We start from the raw sequence: 18,332 nt of genomic DNA, 5'->3' as shown, positions 1-18,332 counted from the left end.
AATCCCGCAGGTTCAGTCATTCCTCCCGCCACTCCGGACCGGGTCACCATTTCTCACGGTGCACCCGTTCCTTTCGGTATCTGGTCCTCGCCTGCGGCTGCTCCGCCGGCCAACCGACGGCGATGCCGCACATCGGGATTATATGGTCGGGAAGCTCGAAGAGCTGCCTGATGCCCGCCAGACGGTCCGCCCTCGGGTGAATCCCGAGCCAGCAGGTGCCGAGCCCCAAGGCATTGGCGCCAAGCAGAATATTTTCCACGGCAGCGCTCAGATCCTGCAGCAGGTAAGATTCCTGCTGCAGGTTGGCCAGGTTGATATCGCCGCAGACGATCAAGGCCAACGGGGCCTCACGCAGCATCTTGCCGTGCGGCAGAACGTCGGCGATCGAATCAAGGGTCTCCCGGTTTTGCACGACGATAAAATGCCAGGGGTCTTTCGCGACCGCCGACGGCGCCGCCATGGCCGCTTCCAATAGATCGTTGACCATCTCTTCAGGGACCGGTCTGCCCTGGTATTTTCGGATACTGCGCCGGGAAAAAATAAACTTCAGTTTGGAATTCATTCCGATTCACACCTTGCAGACCTTATTTTCCTTCAAAAACTTCCCGCCGGGCGGCAAAAGACTTGTTACTTATTTTTCACCCTTTTTGATCCCGGTTTTTTGTCCTCTTCCTGATCAGCATTGTGCCGCTTCTTCCGCCACCCGGATAAAAAATCGATCGACTCACGAAGTTGAGCAATCAGGAGCGAAAACAGAAACAAACCGGCGATTGAAAAAACAACAACGATCATCACTTTGGGCGCCAGATGTTCAAACCGGAGCAGCGCCTGATGCCAGTCCAGATTCAGGATGAAATCGGGTAGCCATTTGTATTGCCGATAGACCCAGCCTCCTGCCCCGAAACCCATAAACCCCAGAGCCCACTGGCCGAAAGGAAACACCCCCACGGCAAACTGGCCCAGAGAATAGATCCCGAAACTGAACTGGCCGATGGACAATCCGCCCGCCATGAACTGGCCGATGCCGAAGACAAGACCGATCCCGGTCCAGGCAAAGGTGAAGAGACCATTGGCCACCCAGCCGATGGCGATAACCCCGTAGGCATGACCACCGACGGCCAGCACCGCCACCGGCACCACCTTTTCACCCTCGGAGTCGCGGCCGATGGCAATGTGAACCAGCGGCAATCGGCCTATGGCAACATTACTTTTATAATGATAGCTCATGTTCGCTTCTCCCCGCTCAATATGATCGCAATCTAATCGAGAATCCCGATTTAGAAAACAATTCGTCAGCCCCGGGGGAAAGAAATGGAAAAGAAAAACCACCTCTTGCCGCCTTTGCCCGGAACAGTTACGATACCCTTCCCAGCTCCGTTATTGAAGCACCATTAAACTCGACCAGGGGAAGTAAATGCACGTACAACAAAAAAATTCAATGCTCTGTCCGGGCTGCCGCAAGCTGATCAGCCGCAGTGAGGAAAAATGTCCCTACTGCGGGATCAGAAACCCCGGATCATGGCTTAAAAACAACCGGCTCGTCACATCTCTGTCCAACCCGGATCAGCTGATCCGGATGGTCCTCTATGCCAATATCACGATGTTTGTTTTATCAATTCTGCTCAACCCGGGTCGAGCAAATTTCAATATCGGCCCTTTCAGTTTTCTTTCCCCCGGCGATCGGAGCCTGTTGCTCCTCGGGGCAACGGGCACCGTGCCGATTCTCAAGCTGCACCGCTGGTGGAGCCTGTTGTCGGCAAACTATCTGCATGGCGGCCTGCTGCACATCATCTTCAACATGATTGCCCTGCACCAGCTCGGCCCCCTGGTGGCCCGGGAATTCGGCACCCACCGGATGTTTGCCATCTACACCCTCGGCGGCGTTCTGGGGTTCTTTGTTTCTTTCCTGGCCGGCATCCCTTTTACCATCGGCGCTTCGGCCGCAGTATGCAGTCTGATCGGAGCGCTGCTTTATTACGGCAAGAGCAGGGGCGGCACTTACGGCCAGGCGGTCTACAGCCAGATCGGGAGTTGGGCGATCATGATCATGGTCTTCGGCTTTCTGGTTCCAGGGATCAACAACTGGGGACACGGCGGCGGGATGGCTGCCGGGGCGGCGCTGGCGTACCTGCTGGGGTACCATGAAGTGAAGCGGGAGACCCCGGGTCACCGGCTCCTTGGAGTTGCCTGCGGCGTGGCAACCCTTCTGGTGCTGGCCTGGGCAGGTTTAAATGGTTTATCGCTTGTGCTGTTGCGCTGACGATACTATGCAAAGATGTTCCGCCCGGAATCCGGGAAGGATCCTGGATTCCTGTTTGCCGAGCCATTCTTCTTTCAGGACCCGGAACCGATAAATGGGCTCGCGCCTGCCGCATTTCATTCTCCACCCTGCAATGCCACCCAGGAGACCTCACATTCTCCCTGCTCGGCGCCAATGTATGCCGTATCACCGGTAATCGTTGCGGAAAGGACCATCGTTCGATTCTTCACCAGCGCGGCCAGGGCCCGGATACTTCCCCACGGAAATTGAAAAACGCCGGCGGATAGCTCTTTAAACTTATCCCGTTCCTGATCCCACCAGGTATCCGATTTCGAATTAAAACTATACACCTTCACCACCGGCGAAAGCCGGGTCGCTTTTTTTATTCTGTCAACCGAGGGCTCCCCGACATCGATCCATAAAGATATCCGGTCATCCAGGGTACGGGCCCAGATATCAGGTTCTTCCACGGCGCAAAGTCCTTTGGTGAACACCGGATATTTTTCAGCATGAATACAAAACGCCAGAACCCGGGCCATCATCCGTTCAAGTGATTCGGAGGGGTGCTGCGCAACAGTTAAATTAAGGGTGTCATAATAATCCCGGTCGGTATCGGCCAGGGTTATTTTTAATTTAAAAATCGTCGGTTTCAACGCCACTTTCAGCCCCCTTTAATTTTCAGACTTTTCAGACAATTCCAAAGACGTTACTCAGTGCATCCTGATTGATTGGCAAACTGGTAAAATTGAATCAAGAGCAACACTTAGGGTGATTGTTATGGTTCGGGATTTTCCCTGTTGATCTCGCTGATCTGTTCATTGAGGGTCCAGAAATCATAGATGATCCCGACCAGAAACAGACCGCCGGTGCAGAGATAGATAAGGCCGGTAACCCACTTGCCGAGATAGAAGCGGTGCACGCCGAAAAAACCGAGAAAGGTGAGAAAGATCCAGGAAACATTATAATCAATGGGGCCGGAGGTGTAGGCAATATCCGCCTCCCGGTCCATACCGGGGATCAGGAACAGATCGACAATCCAACCGATGAAAAAGATTCCGAGGGTAAAAAAATAAATGGTGCCGCTGATCGGACGACCATAGTAAAAACGGTGCGATCCCATAAAACCGAAAATCCAGAGCAGATAGCCGATCACCTGACTGTGTGTGTTCATCACATCCCCCGCTTGCAGCTTTCAGTACAAAAACGTTTGAAATTGAAAAGTCCCGTTCCTTTCTGATCGTTGTCAGTCAACATAAACCAACTTTCACCCATTCGGGTATAAGTTTCGTACGAGCAGACGAGCTGCTCAACTCAGCTTCACCCGACCCACCGGAAATCAGCGAAAAGAATCAGTGCACGACACCCTCAATTATCAATGTTCACGGACGGCACTTTCTCTCGGCGATGAAAATAAGCTTGCAGCACCAAATCTATCATGCTAAAAAAAGGCCCTTTTTATCGCCGAAGGGCAAAAGCGCCAATGATTTGCCGGATATCGCTTCCCAACGTCCTGATCGTACGGGAAAAACCCTCTATTTTTCACGAGAGCTGTCGATGATTCACCTGACCAATATTCACAAACAGCATGGCAACCGGATTCTTTTTACCAATGGTGGTTTTCAGATCCTGCCCGGTGTTCGCACCGGCCTGGTCGGTCCCAACGGGGCGGGAAAAAGCACTCTCTTCCGGCTGATCACCGGTGAGGAAGAGGCGGACCGGGGTGAGATTTCCTGCGGCAAAAAGACGGTGATCGCCCATTTCTCCCAGGAAGTCGGGGAAATGGCCGGCCGCTCGGCCCTGGCAGAGACCATGGCCGCCGTATCGGAGGTGCTGGCCCTGGGGGATGAAATCCGGAAAATGGAAGCGGCGATGGCGGAACCCATGGCGGATGACGAACTGGCCGCTCTCCTTGAGCGCTACGGCAACGCCCAGGAGGAATTTGAGCACCGGGGCGGCTATGATCTGGAAACCCGGGCCCAGACGGTGCTCACCGGTCTCGGCATCGGTCCGGACGATTACAACCGGCCGGTCGAATCATTTTCCGGCGGCTGGAAGATGCGGATCGCGCTGGCCAAAATCCTGACCATCAACCCCGATGTGCTGCTCTTAGACGAACCCACCAACCATCTCGATATCGAGTCGATTCTCTGGCTTGAAGAATGGCTGAAAAACGAGTTCAAGGGGGCGGTGCTGATGACGAGCCATGACCGGACCTTCATGAACGCCATTGTCAGCCGGATTATCGAGGTGGCAGACCAGACCATCACCACCTACAGCGGCAACTACGATTTCTACCTGCGCGAGCGGGAGATCCGCCGCGAGCAGCTCGTCGCAAGCGCCCGGCGGCAGCAGGAAATGCTCGCCAAAGAAGAGGAATTTATCGCCCGTTTTGCCGCCCGGGCCTCCCACGCCTCCCAGGTGCAATCCCGGATCAAGAAGATTGAAAAGATCGAAAGGATCGTTCTCCCCGCCGAGCAGCGGGTCATGCGTTTTGAATTCCCCGAGCCACCCAGAAGCGGCGACGACGTGGTGGCCATGGTCGATCTTGCCAAGACCTGGCCAGGCAATGAAGGCTCCCCCGAAAAGCCGGTGTTCAGCGGTGTTTCCGGGATGGTCCGGCGGGGAGAGAAAATTGCGGTGGTCGGAGTGAACGGGGCGGGAAAATCAACCTTTCTGAAGGTCATCGCCGGGAAGACCGAACCGACCGGCGGCACGGTAACGATTGGGGCTAACGTCTCGATCGGCTATTTCAGCCAGCACTCGATGGACGTCCTGCATGGCGGCAGCACCGTCTTCGAGACCATCCAGAACGTGATCCCCCAGGCCAATATCGGGGTGATCAGAAACCTCTGCGGCGCCTTCCTCTTCCAGGGTGAAGACGGTGACAAGAAAATCGCCCAGCTCTCGGGCGGGGAAAAAAGCAGGGTGGTGATCGCAACGCTTCTGGCCCGCCCCCTGAATTTTCTGATCCTCGACGAGCCCACCAACCATCTCGATCTGCAGTCCCGCGAGATTCTCCTTGAGGCCCTGCAGAAATTCACCGGCACCGTAATTCTGGTGAGTCACGACCGCCACTTTCTCCGTTCCCTGGTCGATCATGTGATGGAAATCGATCACGGCGAGATGCGCCTCTACGGCGGTGATTACGACTATTACCTGCAGAAATCCGCAGAGCTCAAAGGATTATCAGGAAACTGAGCACCCCACCGGATATTGATCTCAACTTTCTGACTTGTCTTATGGTGTTGATTTGCTGTTATAAATTAATTGAGAGGCATGGTGGCATTCCATGATGAGAATTCAGAAGCCAGAAGTCAGGAGCCAGAATGACTGAGTTTAAAGCTTTTCTCCTGGCTTCTGACTCCTGGCTTCTGGCTTCTTGTGGAACACAGGCACGAAAAATCGCCAAAATCTCTTAATTTCACCCTGCGAGTATAAGTTTCGTACGAGCAGGCCAGCTGCTCAACTCAGCTTTATCGGGAGATTAATCAAACTCAGAAAGTTGAGATATTGATTATTGGCTGATTCCGGTAAACCGGGTACATTCTGTTCATGATTGACATGAACGCCCCTTTGCCGACCACCAGCCCGACACCTCTCGACAACCTGCGCACCATTTTCGGTTACAGCGAGTTCCGTCCCTACCAGGAGGAAATCATCTCCGGCCTGATCCGGGGTGAGGATGCCTTTGTCCTGATGCCCACCGGCGGCGGCAAATCGCTCTGCTACCAGATTCCGGCCCTGCACCGGCCGGGGGTAGCGCTGGTGGTCAGCCCGCTGATCTCGCTGATGAAAGACCAGGTGGATGCGCTCCGGGCCAACGGAGTCCGGGCCGACTTCTACAACTCCTCCCTGAAAGCGGACGAGGCGCGGGAAGTTCTGCGCCGCTTTCACCACAGAGAGCTTGATCTTCTTTACGTGGCCCCGGAACGGCTGATGAGCAGTGATTTTCTCGACCGCCTGGTTGATATCGAAATCTCTCTCTTTGCCATTGATGAGGCACATTGCGTATCGCAATGGGGCCATGATTTTCGGCCTGAATACATCCAGCTCGGCCGCTTGCGCGGACTGTTTCCGAAGATCCCGCTGATCGCCCTCACCGCCACCGCCGAGGAGCAAACCCGGGCCGATATTCTGACCCGTTTGAATCTGCAGCAGGCCAAAACCTATGTCGCCGGTTTTGACCGACCCAATATCCGTTACACGGTGATCGACAAGCTGAAACCTAAAGATCAGCTCCGCACCTTTCTTCAAGGGCGGGAAAAGGAGTCCGGGATCGTCTACTGCCTTTCCCGCAAGCGGGTGGAACAGGTGGCCGACCAGCTATCTGCGGCAGGGTTTTCGGCGGCCGCTTATCACGCTGGTCTTCCCGCAGAGGAACGCAAACAGGTTCAGGACGACTTTCTCAAAGACAACCTGCAGGTGGTGGTGGCGACGGTCGCCTTCGGGATGGGGATCGACAAACCCAATGTTCGCTTCGTGGTGCATTACGATCTGCCCAAGAACATTGAAAGCTACTACCAGGAAACCGGCCGCGCCGGCCGAGACGGCCTGCCCTCGGAGGCGGTTCTGCTCTTCGGCTATGGTGATATCGCAGTGGCCCGCGGCCTGATTGAGCTTGGCAGAAACCAGGAACAGAAACGGATTGAGATCCATAAACTGAACGCGATGGTCGCCTTTGCCGAAGCGCAGAGTTGTCGACGCCAGGTGCTGCTCGGCTATTTCGGCGAACAGTTGCCGGAACCCTGCGGCAACTGTGATATCTGCCTGTCACCCCCGGAACTCCATGATGTGACCGATGACGCCAGAAAAGCGCTCTCCTGCGTCTACCGGGTCGGGCAGCGGTTCGGTATCGGTTATGTGATTGATGTTTTGCGCGGATCGAAAAATGAACGGATCATGAAACAGCAGCACGACCAGCTCTCCACCTACGGAATCGGCAGTGATCAACCCAAGGAGTTCTGGGCAAGCCTGCTCCACCATCTGGTCCAGCACGGCTATCTCTTCCAGGATGTGGCCGATTACTCGGTGCTGAAACTCACCGACGCCTCCCGTCCGCTCCTGCGCGGGGAAAAGACCCTGACCATGGCGAAGCCCCGGGTCAGACCGGTTACCACCAAAAAGAAAAAAGGGCCACGCAATACAACTGACCTTGACTACAACGAGGAACTCTTTGAAAAATTGCGCTCCTTACGCAAAAGCCTGGCCGATGCGGCAGGGGTCCCGCCCTTCGTGGTCTTCGGAGATAAAACCCTGATCGAAATGGCGGCGTATCTGCCGAAAGATAATTCCGCGCTCCTGGCCATCCACGGCGTCGGCGCAAACAAACTCGAAAAGTACGGCCCGGCCTTCCTCAAAGTCATCCATGATTTCAGAGAAAGGCAGAATTAAGAATGCAGAAGTGTTGCCTACGGGAACTCCACACTCCAAATTCTTCACTCTTCACTCTTCATCGCGCCACCACCGGTGGCGCCGGTCTTTACCGAAAAGACATCCAGGATCTCATAGATCGCCAGCAGTAAAAAATACCAGAATCCGCAGAGGATGTTCAGCGGCCCGCTGATTGAAGTATTGTTGAGGGCGGCAAGAATCAGGACAAAGGTACTGATCTGCGCTCCCCAACGGAGAAAAAGGGCAAATTTTTGATTCGCCGAGGGCGGCCGGAGAAAGTAGCCGCCGAACTTGCTCGCGAGCAGAAAGAGATAGGAGGCATAGCCGTAAAAACTCAGTTGATCGAGCATTGCCCAGGCATAGAAAGCGCCGAAGAGCAGGATCAGCAGATACTTGACCGGACGGCCCCGGCCGATAGCCGGGATCAGGGAAATACAACCGAGAAAGAGGGTGGCATGAATGATCCCGTACTCGACCATAAAGAGTTCCTGCAGCTCCTCTCCGCCGGCGGCCGGCCAGGAGTTGCCGCTGAACAGGAAATACCCGAGCTGGAAACTCAGCAGGAGATAAGGCAAACCGGCCAGCAGGGTTTTGCCGGTTACCCGCTGCCGGAAATAGAGGCCCAGTCGCCCGGGAAAGGAACCAGCCGGAATTCCGGCCAGAACGAAAAGCCTCGCGAACGAGCTGTGAAGCAGCCAGCCTCCGAGTCCGAGCATAATCGCCCCGCAGATGGCAGCCGTGACCTTTGCCGCAAGGACCACCGGCTCCTCGGTGGGAAAAACCTCGAAGGCGAAGCCGCAGGTCATGATCACCACATAGAACAGGAACAGCCCGGCAAGCATCCTGACAACATGCCCGGAAAGATTGAAATCTTCAGTTGCGGATTGCTTTTCACCCATCGCCTGGTTCCATCAGAAATGACCTGTCATCATTTAACCCGACAGGAGGTGGTTCCTGAAAGTATATCTGCCGGGGCTTTTTTTAAAGAGAAAAAAACAAGGAAAAAGGGTGACACCACCATTATGATGCCACCCTTTCTAGGGGGAAAGAAGCCGTAATATGTCCGGAAAAAAGGGGGATGAAACCGGAGGAGCATTACGGCATCGGATTTCATTATAACACCGACAGAGGGTTCTGAAATGGGGCAATTTGTCACAGGTATATCCTCAGTAGTGCAGCCAGCAATGAAACGGACCAGGCAGCTGGAATAGTGAACAGGGATATTCCGGAGTATCTGGAGATTGACCCGGGAAAAAATTACAAGCTCAGAACTGATACCACGGCTTTCTGACTAACCGGCCCTTTTTTTTCCTGAACAGATGAATCAGCACAAAACCCATGACAAAGCCGCCGACATGGGCCCACCACGCAACGCCTCCTTTTGCCCCGGCGCCGGTATCCAGGAGATTGGCGGACCCCTGCAAAATCTGCAGCAGAATCCAGAAGCCGAGAAAAACAAAGGCCGGGATCCTGATGATGGTCAGGAAAAAGAAGATCGGCACCAGGGTGGTGATCCTCGCCCGCGGATGGAGAACAAAATAGGCCCCCAGCACCCCGGAAATCGCCCCGCTGGCCCCGATCATCGGCACCACCGAACCCGGAGCCGAAAGCCCCTGGGCGAACACCGAGACAAAACCGCACAGCAGGTAGAAGAAAAGATATCGTCCATGGCCCATACTGTCTTCGACATTGTCGCCGAATATCCACAACATCCACATATTGGAAATGACATGCAGAAACCCGCCATGGAGAAACATGGAGGAGAACACCGGCAGAAAGCGCCCGAAATCAAAATAGTTTTCAGCCTGCGCCGCCATAAACCTCGCCGGCACAAAACCATAGGTCGAAAGAAATGGATTGAGGTGGTCGCCGAGCATCAGCTCGTAGACAAAACAGAGGACATTGACGATGATCAGCCAGAGGTTGATGGCCGGGAAACTGCTCGACGGAACATCATCCTTAAGGGGAAACATCTTTCATCCCTTTATATTCTCCGGCAAGGGGAAGAACAAAATAGAAGTTATTCCCCTCTTCGACCGATTCGTAGCCCACCCGACCGCCATGGATCTCGATCACGTGTCTGACAAAAGAGAGCCCATGCCCGGTGCCGGAGCTGCGACCCGAATTGCTGCCCCGGAAACCGTCGTCAAACACCCGCTCCTGTTCAGTGGCGGACAGCTGCGGTCCGGTGGAAAACACGTTGAATTTCATCCCGTCCTTGCCCGGCCCGAAATAATCTTTTTCCAGCTTGCGGCCATAGGCCATCGCTTTCCTGGCAAACCCCGCTGCGGTTTTCACACTCTCGGTATATTTAACCGCATTGGAGAAAAGGTTCGCGTACACCTGGGCGAGAAGGCCGATATCGACGCTTAACGGCAACTCATCTTCCATGTCATCGGGGTATCGGACCTCAATCCCGTAGAGGGAAAAACGATTGAGATAGTTTTCGAGCTGCGGCCTGATGATCTCCTGTTCCACCATACAGGACCGTGGTTTTAAAACCAGATGCCCCTCGGTGAAATGGTCTTTGCGAAACAGGCTTTCGAGGAAGAGCGAGGTGGTCGAATGGTGGTCGAGAAGCTGCCGGTGATTTTCCCGAAGCCCCTGGTAAACGGTGGCAAGCCGCCCCCGGTAAGGCTCGCTTGCCCCCTCCTCATCCAGCACCAGCTCCTCCAGCCCGCCAATCGAAGCCTTGAGCCGGTTGAAGAGGTGCTTGAAGTACATATTGGGGATGATCACATTGTGTTCAATATCCATCACCAGAGTGTTGATGAACTCCAGATGGCGGATATTCTGCTGCATCAGTTTACGGTTGTGAAGATTGTAGGCAATACGGTTGGCGTATTTGATAAAGAAAAACCGTTCCTCGCCGGAAAGTTCACGGCCGGCGGAAACCTCCAGCATCCCGAGGATGCGGGCCGCCTTTTTCATTGCCGGGGCATCGGCCTGATGGAACTGTTTGCGGGAAATGGGAACCAGGTATGAGCCTTCATGATCATATGGCTCCTGGGAAGTCCTGACATAAGAAGGGGCAGGGGCGGAATCGTAGCGAACACCATCACTGGAATTACAGACCAGCTGCAGGCCGATCCCGGATTCAGCCTCCAGATAAAGAGAGACCTGCATCTGCAGGCAATCGCAGGGGACCAGCACGCAGATCCGGTAGAAATCCTGAAAAGAATCGAATTCCTGGGCCAGATCAAAAAAGGTCTTCAGGATATCATTCTGATTGGCGCTGAAATGATAGGTTTGATAGTCTTCGAATTTTTTTTTGATCCGCCGGTGGATATACTGCAGATCCGGCCCCGGATTCGATGACTTGCCATTCTTCACCATGTCCGACCCTAAAGTCATTTCCCGGCCGGCCTGATAATGACTTCATCTACCCCGTCTTTCTCGCTTAAATGGACATCGACCCGTTCATTGTCTTCCACCAGAACATGCATTCCGACAAAGTCCGGTTGAATGGGCAGCTCCCGGCCGCCGCGATCGAGCAGAACGGCCAGCTGCAGCACCATCGGCCGGCCGAAATCCATGATCGCATCGAGCGCCGCCCGGATGGTCCGGCCGGTGAACAGCACGTCATCGATCAGGACCACGGTGCAGCACTCCACCGGGAAATTAAGGTCGGTGGTTTTGACCACCGGGCTCTGGCTGGCCAGGCTCCAGTCGTCCCGGTAGAGGGTGATATCAAGACTGCCGATGGGCAGCTTGACCTTGACCCGCTCCTCGATCATCTTCTTGATTCTCTCGGCCAGAAAGACGCCGCCGGTATGAATACCGACGATCGCCAGATTATTCAGGTTGCGGTTCCGTTCAACAATCTCGATCGCGATTCTTGACAGGGAAAGCTCAATATCGTGGGCCGACATCACTTTTTTTTTCTCGGTAGTCATCCTTGCCTCCTCCCTTCACCGGACCAGAAATAGTCCACCCCTTTTTCGCACACCAGGTTAATCGCTTCCGGGTACGCTTCACATTCCGCCGCAAAAACCCTGGCCGCAACATCATCCGGGGTGTCCTCAGCAAAGACCGGCACACAGTGCTGGACGATGATCGGCCCCTCATCGTATACCTCGTTTGCAAAATGAACGGTGCAGCCGCTGACCCTGACCCCTCGCGCCTTGACCGCCCGATGAACCCGCATCCCGTAAAAACCGTCCCCGCAGAACGAGGGTATGAGCGACGGATGGATGTTCACGACCGCGCGTTTCAGATGTTGCGGCGGGGTATAGAGTTTGAGATAACCCGCCAGGAGAATCAGGTCGACATCATACTTCGCCAGTATTTCGTTGGTCTCTTTACTCGTGGGAGCAACATACGCCGGGTAACCATATTTTTCGGCCTTCTCCAGGCCGAGCACACCGGCAACGTTGGAGATGACCACTTCGATACTGCCCCGCATGGTACCCGAGACTATCCGCTCGTGGAAATTATCCAGGGTCCGGCCGCTGCCGGACAACAGGACCGCCATCTTCATAAAGATCTCCTACCTGAAGTACGGATTATTGTCTACATCGACCTTTTCCAGCCAGGCGGAAATGGTCGTATCATACCTGCTGGTCAGGGCAAAGACCTTGGCCGCAAGGCGGAACCTGGTTTTCAGGGTGGTATTGCCGGTCGCCTTCATCTCTTTTAAAACCTGGGGATAATCGGCAGGGTCGACGAGAACGGTCACATCGCGAAAATTCTTGGCCGAAGAGCGGAGCATGGTCGGACCGCCGATATCGATATTTTCGATGGCGTCGGCAAGGCTACAATTTGGATCGGCCACGGTTTTTTCAAAGGCGTACAGATTGACCGCCACCAGGTCGATCGGTTTCATCCCGTGCTTCGCCATCTGCGCCAGATGATCCGGGTTCTCCTTCTGGGCAAGAATGCCGCCATGAACTTTCGGGTGGAGAGTCTTCACCCGCCCGTCAAGCATCTCCGGAAAGCCGGTGAATTCGGAAACATCCATCACCTTGATCCCGCTGTCCCTCATTTTTTTGGCAGTCCCGCCGGTTGACAGGATCTCAACCCCCATCTTCTCAAGTTCACGGGCAAAATCCTCAATCCCTGATTTGTCGGTCAGGCTGATCAACGCTCTTTCAATCTTTCTCATGCGTGCAACTCCTTCTTCAATCTTTCGTTTATACAAACAGATTTATTCATCATCACCCCTGATAAATCGACGGATCAGCCTCCGGTCTCTCTTGCCGGGACGCCCGGTAAAAATCGGCCCGGGGGCTGCCTCTTTCCGCAATCGTCGTTCTTCTGCCAGCCTCTCTCGCACGGCAAGACTCTCGGCTGTTTCCTGGTAAAGCTTCTGAGCGGCAGCGGCCGGACCGCGCCGCTCGGCAAGGGCAAGGACCAGAATGTCATATTCGATTTCGCCCCGGGTAATCTTCAGCCGGTCACCGATAATGACCGACCGCGAAGGCTTGCTCCTTTCGCCATTGACATGTACCCTGCCACCGGCAACCGCCTGAGTTGCCAGCGAGCGGGTCTTGAAAAACCTTGCCGCCCACAACCATTTGTCAATCCGGACCTTTTTCTCTTCATCGGCTGCAACCATAGATGCAAAACCCCATCGGGCAAGAAGATTCAATCGAAACCGGGGAACTTGAAAAAAAACAAATCTACCACATTTACCCTGCCCCTTCCACCAAACTCTGTGCCCCGTGATTTATTACGGTCAACTTCCAGGAAAGGAACACCACAGCGATCTCTGGACAGCCTGGAAAAAAAACGTTAATGTCGCCCGCATGAAACTCAAGAGCGTCGGCATCGAAGATATCAATTACCCGGTCAGGATCAGGCAGAAGTCTGGCGGCCACCAGGATACCGTCTCCACCATCAGACTGCGGGTCAACATGCCCAGGTCAAACCGGGAAAACTGTGTGACCACCTTCATCTCCATCCTCAATAAATATCAGGACGACCTCAATGTGACGATCTTTCCGGAAATACTGGGAGAGATCAAGGAGGAACTCGGCGCCGAATCGGCCCTGATGGAAATGACCTTCCCCTATTTCATCGAAAAAAAATCTCCGGTAACCGCCACCCCGAGCCTCATGGAATATCGCTGCCGTTTCACCGGCGGCGGAGAGGAGAACAACGACCTGGTCATCTCCGTCTGGGTACCGGTCACCACCCTCTGCCCCTGCTCAAAAGAGATCAGCGCCTATGGCGCCCACAATCAGCGGGCCGAAGTGAACCTGAATATCCGTTACCGGAAATTTATCTGGGTTGAAGACCTGATCACCCTGGTTGAAAAAACCGCCTCGTGCGAAGTCTACGCCCTGCTCAAACGACCGGATGAGAAATACGTGACCGAGAAGGCCTTTGAAAATCCGATGTTTGTCGAAGACGTGGTCCGGCGGGTCGCCGAAGAAGCCGGGGCTCACCCGGACATCTCCTGGTTCTCGGTGGGGGTTGAAAGTTTCGAGTCGATCCACAAGCACAGCGCCTATGCCTACATCGACAGCGACGAAATCTGAAACCAGTTCCCTGCAGGAGGAGCCGCCCGCAGAACCTTCCTGATTCCCTCAAGCAGGACAACCCTCCACCTCCCAGTCGGACTTTTATTTTCCGCTCCTCTCCTATTTCACTTGCAAATACCTAACATATACCTTAACAATCTAATGAAGCACAACAAATCTCAATTTTAATGGAGGACAACATGAATAAGCTCTTTTGCCGTACAATCCTTGCAGGCTGCATATTCATTGCGGCAGGCGCAGCAACGGCCGGCGAGTCTTCGGTCGAAAAGGGAAGCAAGCTTTTCAATGATCCAGCCCTTGGCGGTTCCACCAATCCCAAAAGCTGCAACAGCTGCCATCCGGGTGGCGAGGGGCTTGAAAAAGCCGGCGCCAAAGCCAATCTTACTGAAATGATCAACCGCTGCGTCGTCGGCCCTCTCAAAGGCAGCAAAATTGATGGGCGGTCCGTGGAAATGCGTTCACTGAAGATGTATATCGAGTCCCTCTCCGGAAAATAGGGTTTACACAAAAAAAAGGGCGGCAGCCTGGTCGGCTCCGCCCTTAAATCAAATTAAATTACAGCCGCCCCCCATGCAAAGCGGTGTTGCCGGACAGCTCGTTAAAACTGAAAACCAGCTTCGGCAAAGGGCCCGGAAAAATCAACCTCGGCACGGATATCCTTCTCGTCAATCTCTATCTCTTCATGGCGATATCCGGCGGCCGCAAACACCGGCCCGGCGAACTTATATTTTATCCTGCCGATAAAATCATAGTAATGACTGCCGCTGTAGCCGACCCCTCTGGCTTCGGCCTCGATCGACAACTCCTCGATCGGGGTGATCTGCACCGCCAGAAAAGCCATCGGCACGTAGAGGGTTTCATCGATGCTCTCCCTTTTACCGACGGTCGGCTGATTGATTTCCGCCTCGATATCAATCATTCTGACATTGATACCCAGATCGATATTCAGGGTGTTCAGGCTCGCCGTGCCGAGCAAAGGAATACCGTAATAGAGCGCCAGGTCATAATGGTCCAGGGATATCCTTGAAGTAAACGGGATTGAGGCGTCAAACTGAATATCGCCAAAATCAAAGGCGGTGGTCTTCTGACCCGCTCCTTCAAATTCCATCGGGGAGGCCATCAGATAAATGTTCGGGATAACGGCGGGCATGTCGATCTTCACCCGGACCAGCGCCTGGGTTTCCTCATCGTACCTGGCATCGTTTTCCAGATCGAGGCTGTCGGTTGTCGCCAAAGACTTATATGCCAGCTGGCCATCAGGTGACTGGGCCCAGCCCCCCGCCGAGATCTCAAGACCAAGAGCGGAAGCGTTACCGCTCATCCCGACAACCACCACCGCAACCATCAACATCCTGACAACTTTTCCCATCCCGAACCTCCATCACAGAATTACTTTATAGTACTGAATCCTCTTCTCTTTACATCGTTGCTGATTATATCACTGCCTGGTAATTTGTCAAAATTATCATCCAATACAACCATTTAGCAGCCTTTTGTTGCCTGAAACTATTTGTAATGGTAACATGTTTTGCCAGTTGTCCGGGCTGGGGAGTTCATACACGCATTTCATCCGCTCGGGCCATAGATCAACCCCCTGTTCAACCGCTACCCGAGGAAGATTCAGGATATGAAAGGAAGACCACTGATAGTGCCGAACTGGCTGGTAAGCCTGGTGCTTTCGTTTTCGATACTGGCAGGGATGCTGTCCGGGTATTTCCCTCTGCAGTTCTTCGACCTCAAACTCTACGACCTGATGACGGCGTTACGTCAGCGGGAGACACCAAGTCCGGTGGTTCTCATTGAAATCGACCGGAAAAGCATCGAATCCATCGGCCCCTGGCCCTGGCCCAGATCGGTCATCGCCGACATGGTGAAATCGGCCGGAAATTCCGGAGCCAAGGCAGTGGGACTGAATATTCTTTATCAGGAAAAGGATGTCAATCCGGGTCTTTCGGCCATCAGAAAGATCCGGCAGACACTCAAGAGCGAACCGGCATACAGCACCAGCAATACTATAGGCAGAATTGACAATCTGCTGCGGGACGCCGCGACTGAAATTGATCAGGACACCATTATCTATCAGGCTGTCAAACCGGTAATGAATGTCGTCCTGCCCCTTTCTTTTTCATGGGTTCCCCCGGTCGGCGCCGCCCATGAGATCCCAGAATGGCTCTACGGCAACATGCTCCAAAAGGAACTGGCGGTCCCCAACCCCAAAGATCTTCTGGCCAACCTCCAGAACCCGCATCTCGCCTACCGGAATTACGCGCCGCCCGCCGATGCAAATTTCACCTATCCATCGCTGGCAAAAGTTTCCGGAAGACACGGCCACATTGATTTCCAGCCTGACAGTGACGGGCTCTACCGCAGCAACCGGCTGCTGATCAATTATCAAGACCGGCTGGTTCCGTCGTTTGCACTGCAGATGGCCCTTGCCTATGCCGACAAAAGGATGGATGACATTCAACTCTCCGGCAGCAGAAACATTTACCGGGGCCTCCGTTATGAAGGCAAAAAAATCCCCACCGGCCACGATTTCAAGATGTACATCGATTTTGATACCAACCCCTTCATTATCAACCGTTATTCCTTTGCCGATGTTGCAGAAGGGAAAATGGCCAAGGGTCTTCTGGATAACAAACTGGTGCTGATCGGCATCACCGATCCGCAGTACACGCCCACCTACCGGACTCCGGTCGGCAAGGCAATGACCGGGGTGGAACTCACTGCCTATACCCTGGAAAACATCATCAACAACGGTTTTATCTACCGGCCGGGCTGGGGATGGTTTCTGGAAGTTGTCGTTCTCCTCTATTTCGGCGTCATCCTGCTGAATATCACCAAGAGGCTCAATGCCTCGATAGCGATTGTCATTATCAGCTCCTTCCTGGTGGCCTGGCTCGGCGGTGTCCTTTTCATGTACTTGAACAACGGAATGTGGTTCTACGTGGTCCCCCATGCAGTGGTGGTTATTCTCGGGTTCCTGCTGCAGCTCCTGAACAGGTTCCTGGCCGCTCCCGGTAAAAAGATGGATGAGCATACCGAGATGAACAAAATGCTCGGCCTGTCCTTCCAGGGGCAGGGGCAGCTCGACATGGCCTTCGACAGTTTCCGCAAGTGCTCGCTGAACGATCCTTCAGTGAAGGAAGCCCTCTATAACCTGGGCCTTGATTTCGAAAGGAAGCGGATGTTCAACAAGGCAATATCAGTGTACGAATATCTGCTGAAAGGCGGCAAATTCAAAGATGCCAATGATCGGATATGGCGAATGAAAAGGGCTGAAGCAAAGCTCCTCGGCCCTTCACCAGGCCAGCGGGCCGAAAACAACATCCTCTTCCAGGACACCCAGACCAAGCCTACTCTCGGACGCTATGAAATCATCAAGGAAATCGGCAAAGGTGCGATCGGCACGGTCTATCTCGGCCGCGACCCGAAAATCAATCGCAAGGTGGCGATCAAGACTCTACGATACGACGATATTGATGCCGAGCAGCTGGCCGACATCAAGGCACGATTCTTCCGGGAAGCTGAGGCCGCCGGCCGACTCAGTCATCCCAACATTGTCACCATCTATGACGCCGGCGAAGAGTACGACACCACATACATGGCCATGGAATATCTCGACGGTCATGATCTGGCCCGTCATTGCCGCAAGGACAACCTGCTGCCGCCGAAAATGATCCTCAACATCATCATCAGGGTCGCCTTTGCCCTTGATTACGCCCATAAACACAAGGTTGTCCATCGCGATATCAAACCCGCCAATGTGATGCTGACCGAAAAAGGCCATGTCAAGGTCACCGATTTCGGTATTGCCCGCCTGACAACATCCAACAGCACCCAGACCGGCATTATTCTCGGCACCCCGAACTATATGTCACCGGAACAGGTCCTCGGCAAGAAACTTGACGGCAGGTCAGACCTTTTTTCTCTCGGATCGGTCATGTACGAACTGTTTACCGGCGAAAAACCTTTCAAGAGCGACAACATCGGCAACCTGATGCACAATATTGCCAGCGCCAAATTTACACCGGTTAAAACCCTGCGCAAGGACATCCCACCCTGTTGCGAGGCCCTGATCAACAAGCTGATGGCCAGAAGCCGGGCGCAACGTTTCCAGAACGCAGGGGCGGTGGTTCTTGAGGCCCAGCAATGCCTGGAAAACATTTGACAACATTTATTGAGATGAACCAACT

General features: G+C 54.0%; 18 protein-coding genes. 6 read left to right on the top strand and 12 right to left on the bottom strand.

From position 1 onward, the window contains the following. Window positions 1–43: 43 nt before the first annotated feature. Together KKG35_04555 and KKG35_04550 are read right to left on the bottom strand one after the other, a co-directional pair. Window positions 44–562, bottom strand: coding sequence for a nitroreductase family protein (locus KKG35_04555; GenBank protein ID MBU1737390.1), 519 nt, complete (start codon window positions 560–562; stop codon window positions 44–46). A 65-nt stretch (window positions 563–627) separates the two neighbouring features. Further along, window positions 628–1,227: a hypothetical protein gene (locus tag KKG35_04550; GenBank protein MBU1737389.1), complete on the bottom strand. Its 600-nt coding sequence runs from the start codon at window positions 1,225–1,227 to the stop codon at window positions 628–630. A 187-nt stretch (window positions 1,228–1,414) separates the two neighbouring features. On the opposite strand from KKG35_04550, the gene KKG35_04545 reads away from it, so the two are divergent. Continuing rightward, window positions 1,415–2,260 (top strand): rhomboid family intramembrane serine protease, encoded by an 846-nt coding sequence (locus KKG35_04545; GenBank protein ID MBU1737388.1) that lies wholly within the window; start codon window positions 1,415–1,417, stop codon window positions 2,258–2,260. Window positions 2,261–2,376: 116 nt separating this feature from the next. On the opposite strand, the gene KKG35_04540 is transcribed toward KKG35_04545, so the two are convergent. Together KKG35_04540 and KKG35_04535 are read right to left on the bottom strand one after the other, a co-directional pair. Continuing rightward, the gene (locus KKG35_04540; GenBank protein ID MBU1737387.1) at window positions 2,377–2,919 is read right to left on the bottom strand and encodes a YaeQ family protein; all 543 of its coding nucleotides are present in this window, start codon (window positions 2,917–2,919) and stop codon (window positions 2,377–2,379) included. Between the two features lie 116 nt (window positions 2,920–3,035). Then, the gene (locus tag KKG35_04535; protein ID MBU1737386.1) at window positions 3,036–3,431 is read right to left on the bottom strand and encodes a TM2 domain-containing protein; all 396 of its coding nucleotides are present in this window, start codon (window positions 3,429–3,431) and stop codon (window positions 3,036–3,038) included. Window positions 3,432–3,814: 383 nt separating this feature from the next. On the opposite strand from KKG35_04535, the gene KKG35_04530 reads away from it, so the two are divergent. Further along, the gene (locus KKG35_04530) at window positions 3,815–5,458 is read left to right on the top strand and encodes an ATP-binding cassette domain-containing protein (protein MBU1737385.1); all 1,644 of its coding nucleotides are present in this window, start codon (window positions 3,815–3,817) and stop codon (window positions 5,456–5,458) included. Between the two features lie 363 nt (window positions 5,459–5,821). Beyond that, window positions 5,822–7,651 (top strand): DNA helicase RecQ, encoded by a 1,830-nt coding sequence (gene recQ / locus KKG35_04525; protein MBU1737384.1) that lies wholly within the window; start codon window positions 5,822–5,824, stop codon window positions 7,649–7,651. Between the two features lie 44 nt (window positions 7,652–7,695). On the opposite strand, the gene KKG35_04520 is transcribed toward recQ, so the two are convergent. From KKG35_04520 to KKG35_04490, 7 genes are all read right to left on the bottom strand, one after another. After that, window positions 7,696–8,550 carry a hypothetical protein gene (locus KKG35_04520; GenBank protein ID MBU1737383.1) on the bottom strand — a complete coding sequence of 285 codons (855 nt, stop codon included), beginning with the start codon at window positions 8,548–8,550 and terminating at the stop codon, window positions 7,696–7,698. Window positions 8,551–8,916: 366 nt separating this feature from the next. Beyond that, the gene (locus KKG35_04515) at window positions 8,917–9,624 is read right to left on the bottom strand and encodes a rhomboid family intramembrane serine protease (GenBank protein MBU1737382.1); all 708 of its coding nucleotides are present in this window, start codon (window positions 9,622–9,624) and stop codon (window positions 8,917–8,919) included. Further along, window positions 9,611–10,987, bottom strand: coding sequence for a HAMP domain-containing histidine kinase (locus KKG35_04510; GenBank protein ID MBU1737381.1), 1,377 nt, complete (start codon window positions 10,985–10,987; stop codon window positions 9,611–9,613). The genes KKG35_04515 and KKG35_04510 overlap by 14 nt, the downstream gene beginning before the upstream one ends. A 14-nt stretch (window positions 10,988–11,001) precedes the next feature. After that, window positions 11,002–11,547, bottom strand: a complete 546-nt coding sequence (gene pyrR / locus KKG35_04505; protein MBU1737380.1) for a bifunctional pyr operon transcriptional regulator/uracil phosphoribosyltransferase PyrR — start codon at window positions 11,545–11,547, stop codon at window positions 11,002–11,004. Next, the gene (locus tag KKG35_04500) at window positions 11,544–12,131 is read right to left on the bottom strand and encodes a phosphoribosylglycinamide formyltransferase (protein ID MBU1737379.1); all 588 of its coding nucleotides are present in this window, start codon (window positions 12,129–12,131) and stop codon (window positions 11,544–11,546) included. Before KKG35_04500 ends, pyrR begins: the two co-directional genes overlap by 4 nt. Before the next feature lie 9 nt (window positions 12,132–12,140). Further along, complete coding sequence (locus KKG35_04495; protein MBU1737378.1) at window positions 12,141–12,755, bottom strand: IMP cyclohydrolase; 615 nt, start codon at window positions 12,753–12,755, stop codon at window positions 12,141–12,143. 42 nt (window positions 12,756–12,797) lie between these two features. Beyond that, window positions 12,798–13,208, bottom strand: a complete 411-nt coding sequence (locus KKG35_04490; GenBank protein MBU1737377.1) for an RNA-binding protein — start codon at window positions 13,206–13,208, stop codon at window positions 12,798–12,800. Window positions 13,209–13,398: 190 nt separating this feature from the next. Here KKG35_04490 and KKG35_04485 point away from each other — a divergent pair, with 190 nt between their 5' ends. Both KKG35_04485 and KKG35_04480 read left to right on the top strand, forming a co-directional pair. Next, complete coding sequence (locus KKG35_04485) at window positions 13,399–14,133, top strand: GTP cyclohydrolase I FolE2 (protein MBU1737376.1); 735 nt, start codon at window positions 13,399–13,401, stop codon at window positions 14,131–14,133. Between the two features lie 206 nt (window positions 14,134–14,339). Beyond that, window positions 14,340–14,633: a cytochrome-c peroxidase gene (locus KKG35_04480; protein ID MBU1737375.1), complete on the top strand. Its 294-nt coding sequence runs from the start codon at window positions 14,340–14,342 to the stop codon at window positions 14,631–14,633. 101 nt (window positions 14,634–14,734) lie between these two features. Here the strand turns inward: KKG35_04480 and KKG35_04475 are convergent, their stop codons facing one another. Then, window positions 14,735–15,481, bottom strand: coding sequence for a TIGR04219 family outer membrane beta-barrel protein (locus KKG35_04475; protein ID MBU1737374.1), 747 nt, complete (start codon window positions 15,479–15,481; stop codon window positions 14,735–14,737). A 282-nt stretch (window positions 15,482–15,763) separates the two neighbouring features. Here KKG35_04475 and KKG35_04470 point away from each other — a divergent pair, with 282 nt between their 5' ends. Beyond that, window positions 15,764–18,307, top strand: a complete 2,544-nt coding sequence (locus KKG35_04470; protein ID MBU1737373.1) for a CHASE2 domain-containing protein — start codon at window positions 15,764–15,766, stop codon at window positions 18,305–18,307. Window positions 18,308–18,332 lie beyond the last annotated feature (25 nt).

The organism is Pseudomonadota bacterium (assembly GCA_018823285.1).
Lineage (GTDB): Bacteria > Desulfobacterota > Desulfobulbia > Desulfobulbales > JAGXFP01 > JAHJIQ01.
The sequence above is the reverse complement of the archived record's forward strand: the minus strand, read 5'-3'. Positions and strand labels throughout refer to the sequence as shown.